Below are 3,427 nucleotides of genomic sequence, written 5' to 3' on the forward strand. Positions count from 1 at the left end.
TCTCCAACCGCTCGAAGGCACTGTGCTTATGGACGTCCATACGCGCAGTCTCTTACCGCGCCGGTTAGTCCGAAAGGCGGTTTAGACCGTAGGCGTACTTAGCTGCTGACGCATGGTGCATTAATCAAGAGTTTTGCACGGGCTTTGGCATGGCTGGGGTGGGTGGAAAAGAGGCAGTCGGCTTTTTGGATGGTTAGCGCAGATAGCGGTCGTTTATTCGTCCCCGATAGGCTCGATCCCGAGATCAATGCCGAGGCCCACAAGGTCGGAAAGAAGCGAGCAGTCGAACATCTCGCCCCGTTCTCCGACAGTCCATGTGATATAGAAATTGATCGAGCCTCCAGTCGCCCGCAGGCCAAGAAGGAAATCCCGCCTGGGAATAAGTGCAGCAACAATCGCTTGAAGCCGTTCTGCTAATTCGCCATCATTACCTGCGCCGAGATCAAACAAACAATAAGTCGCGTCGTAATGTCCCGCCAACGCAGTGCCGCGTGGCGTTACGCGAGGCTGGCCCAACTTCCAGCTTCGATTCACCGGCAGACCTACACCCCGAGCAATGTCGGTCGGATCAGCATCCGGGTGATGCACCTGAAGCGATATGCCATAGCTGAAGCTCATACGGCAGATAGACGCGATTTGGTCGGCGTCTGCAATTGGCGTCCGTAGGCGGGGGCAAATTGTATGCTTGGGTCGAAAGCGGACCTCAGCCATCCTGAGCATCAGGTTTGCACGGCTGAAAAGTGATGGCTATGGAGCGGGCTCGGATCAGGCCGCTCAAGCCGTAGCAAGGCTCAAACTCGATTTCGATGTCCTGCGGTAGAGGATCGAGCGCGAGGTAGCCCCGGCGCTCCGGGCGATCACGAGCGCGGCGTAGGATCAGCCCACCGATGACGTTTTGGATGCTGAAGCCTTCGAGTTGCAGGTCCATGATATCGTTTAGTGCGAAGGTCACGATGACATGTCGGTTAAGCGTGATGCAGCCATCCTCGCCGACCGGGTCCGTCATGATCCAGCCGTGAAGACGCAACGCGCTTTGCCCCTCGCGGCGCAGGTCTAGGCTAAGAATTTCGGCGTCGTGGAAGCTCGGCGCCTGGCCGAACCAGCGCAGGAGTTCCGTGCCACCGGCCACCTCATGGTAGATCCCTACATCCTGACTGCTCACCATGCATGGCATTCAGACATGGGCATAGAAGCTCTGCAATAGGTTGATGTATCATAATTCAAGCCTCTTGTGCGGAGCCTTGGCAACGCTGGGATGGTTGGAGAGCGGCTGGACGTGACTGAAAATCTCTATGAACGGAGAAAGCAGTGGCGCTTGTTATGGCTCTCAAGCCTTAGCGAGATCGCTGACATTGAAATGCAAAAAGCGACCTGGTTAAACATAAATCCAATAACATGGAACCCACACTACACATTCTTGGAATTTATAATCTCATACATTGAAAGTATAGAGATTACGTTTGGGGTCTTTGAAGACAGAGCTGACTACATTTCGCAAGCCTCTCCAGTTCTGACATATCATGTATCGAACGGACTAATAACTAATGATGAATTAGAAGCGGTTGGCAATTTACATGCAATGATCTGTGCTTATAGGCCGCCTAATGACGATTATTACGACCATGAAGGAATAATCGATGACTGCAACTGGCAAGCGGTTGTAGCCGCTGCGGCGACTGCTCGTAGTCGGCTAATGTCGTTGATCCTTGATTCATCAGAACTTCATACATTAGCGCAGCCCAGCATCCACGCTCTGCAAGCTGCCCGGCAAAAACTACCGAAAAAACGCTAAGCATTGGAAACTGTCGACTTATGTGCAGAAATTAAGACTTTTGCACGCGGCGCAGCTGCCAGCCTCGCGAATGGGCTAGATAGTGCAGAAAATAGGTGCATGACGAGCTTGGCAGGAATGAAAATGCGAGAGGTCTGCTTCGATTAGCGGCGCCTTCGAGGCAGGCCGCCGCCCTTCCCGCGGAAGCGGGTTCGTTCTTCCACCCGTCCTTCGCGTTAGCAGGCCTACCAACGGGATGGCTCACCCGACCGTGAACGCGGGAGGTTCGCCGTGATCGCCGCAAGAGCGATTTCATCTGCTTTGCAATGGACAATCTGACGATCAACGTCCAAGCGCCCGCCGCCATGGATCAAACCATCGGGACGACGCCCCGAAAGAGGCCCTCCTTCTGCAGGTTCTGGAAGATGCCGATGGCCGTTGTTCGGCTGTCGGTCATTTGCTCCTCGTCGTTGGCTGCCGGCTCGAGAGCCGGAAGGATCATATCGATCGCGCAGGATAGCGGGCTCAACGTACCGATGGAGACGTAGCCTTCGTCAAGGAGGTGCTCCAGCAAATGATATGCAGCGAGCCCCAGCGTCGCAACGTGCGTATCGCGCGTCACCGAGGGGCTTATGCATCGACGAGCTGTGGCTTGAACCCGCCGCTGGATCTTCGGCCGAGCAGCCGGCGGCGCTTGATCCATGAGTTCGCGTGCCGCCGTCTTGAGATGCTCGGCGGCCCCCATGTTGGCGAAATCGGGAAGGGTTGCACCCTGCTGGACGACTTTCAGCAGGCCGACGAGGATCAGCTCCTCGACAAGCCATCGTTCGTTCATGGCGATCAGCCCTTCAGGCGATCCTTCAACGCTTTGGCCACGACAAAGCCCAACCTCTTGGATGCCGCGATCTGAATCGTCTCGCCCGTTGACGGATTCCTGCCCTCGCGCGGTCCGCTCTCTTTAACCTTGAACTTCCCGAACCCGTTGATGGAGACTTCCTCGTCACGCGCGGCCGCGTCCGCCAGAGCTGCGAAGACGCTCTCAACGATCGCCTTGGCATCAGCCTTGGAGATGGAATGCTGTTCGGCAACCAAGGCCGCGATATCGCTGTTGTTCACGTCCGTCTCCAGTGAAGCTTGCATCGTCATCTCGACGAGGGAGCGCATACCGTCTGAGCGATGTCATGGGCAAGGTTGGAGGTCATAGGGACATGAACGGTTTCTGCCCCCCTCTCAACAATTCTGCGGGCCACCGCTTTGCACTGGCCGCTACCGGTAGGGCCCTGCAAACAGGTCTCCGATGGCACGTCGCATAAGGTAGGTGATGCGTCGGCGGGCGAGATGGTGTGGCCGATCGTGGATCATGTGGCAGCGCTGGCAGAGCGCGGCGAGATTGGCCGCGGCGTTGTCGGCGACGTCATGATTGAGGTGGGCACAGGCGATCACGACCTTGGTCGAGCGATGACCAGAGGTGGTCCCGAAAATTCGGACCAGTGTTTAGAGTGGATCGCCTGCTGATAGGGACGATCCAAGCATGTCGAAGAGGGCGCGGTATTCCGCGGAATTCAAAGCTAAGGTCGCGCTGGATGCGATCCGTGGCGAGCTGACGCTGGCCGAACTGGCCAAGAAGCACGGGGTGCATCCGAACGTGGTCGGTCA

At 56.6% G+C, this 3,427-nt stretch carries 6 protein-coding genes and 1 pseudogene; 2 read left to right on the forward strand and 5 right to left on the reverse strand.

The features are described from left to right. Positions 1-213: 213 nt before the first annotated feature. Positions 214-618 carry a hypothetical protein gene (locus tag ASG62_RS26670; RefSeq protein WP_156382227.1) on the reverse strand — a complete coding sequence of 135 codons (405 nt, stop codon included), beginning with the start codon at positions 616-618 and terminating at the stop codon, positions 214-216. Positions 619-703: 85 nt separating this feature from the next. Continuing rightward, positions 704-1,165 (reverse strand): hypothetical protein, encoded by a 462-nt coding sequence (locus tag ASG62_RS17855; RefSeq protein ID WP_056700261.1) that lies wholly within the window; start codon positions 1,163-1,165, stop codon positions 704-706. Between the two features lie 111 nt (positions 1,166-1,276). On the opposite strand from ASG62_RS17855, the gene ASG62_RS26675 reads away from it, so the two are divergent. After that, positions 1,277-1,792, forward strand: a complete 516-nt coding sequence (locus tag ASG62_RS26675) for a hypothetical protein (RefSeq protein WP_156382228.1) — start codon at positions 1,277-1,279, stop codon at positions 1,790-1,792. A 349-nt stretch (positions 1,793-2,141) separates the two neighbouring features. Here the strand turns inward: ASG62_RS26675 and ASG62_RS17860 are convergent, their stop codons facing one another. The 3 genes and pseudogenes from ASG62_RS17860 to ASG62_RS27665 all read right to left on the reverse strand — a co-directional run. Further along, the gene (locus ASG62_RS17860; protein ID WP_056700258.1) at positions 2,142-2,606 is read right to left on the reverse strand and encodes a hypothetical protein; all 465 of its coding nucleotides are present in this window, start codon (positions 2,604-2,606) and stop codon (positions 2,142-2,144) included. 5 nt (positions 2,607-2,611) lie between these two features. Continuing rightward, a complete protein-coding gene (locus tag ASG62_RS17865) occupies positions 2,612-2,887 on the reverse strand; it encodes an HU family DNA-binding protein (RefSeq protein WP_056700264.1) in 276 nt (91 codons plus the stop codon). Positions 2,888-3,037: 150 nt separating this feature from the next. Next, a pseudogene (locus ASG62_RS27665) lies at positions 3,038-3,229 on the reverse strand (hypothetical protein); the annotation flags it as partial. A gap of 73 nt (positions 3,230-3,302) precedes the next feature. Here ASG62_RS27665 and ASG62_RS17870 point away from each other — a divergent pair. Continuing rightward, the coding region (locus ASG62_RS17870) for a transposase (RefSeq protein ID WP_156382229.1) at positions 3,303-3,427 on the forward strand (125 nt) is incomplete at its 3' end.

The organism is Aureimonas sp. Leaf427 (assembly GCF_001425485.1).
Taxonomy (GTDB): domain Bacteria; phylum Pseudomonadota; class Alphaproteobacteria; order Rhizobiales; family Rhizobiaceae; genus Plantimonas.

Excerpts from the sequence above, each read along its gene's own strand:
- ASG62_RS17860 (WP_056700258.1), bottom strand. The coding sequence starts at position 2,606 with ATGAACGAACGATGGCTTGTCGAGGAGCTGATCCTCGTCGGCCTGCTG.
- ASG62_RS17855 (WP_056700261.1), bottom strand. The coding sequence starts at position 1,165 with ATGGTGAGCAGTCAGGATGTAGGGATCTACCATGAGGTGGCCGGTGGC.
- ASG62_RS26670 (WP_156382227.1), bottom strand. The coding sequence starts at position 618 with ATGAGCTTCAGCTATGGCATATCGCTTCAGGTGCATCACCCGGATGCT.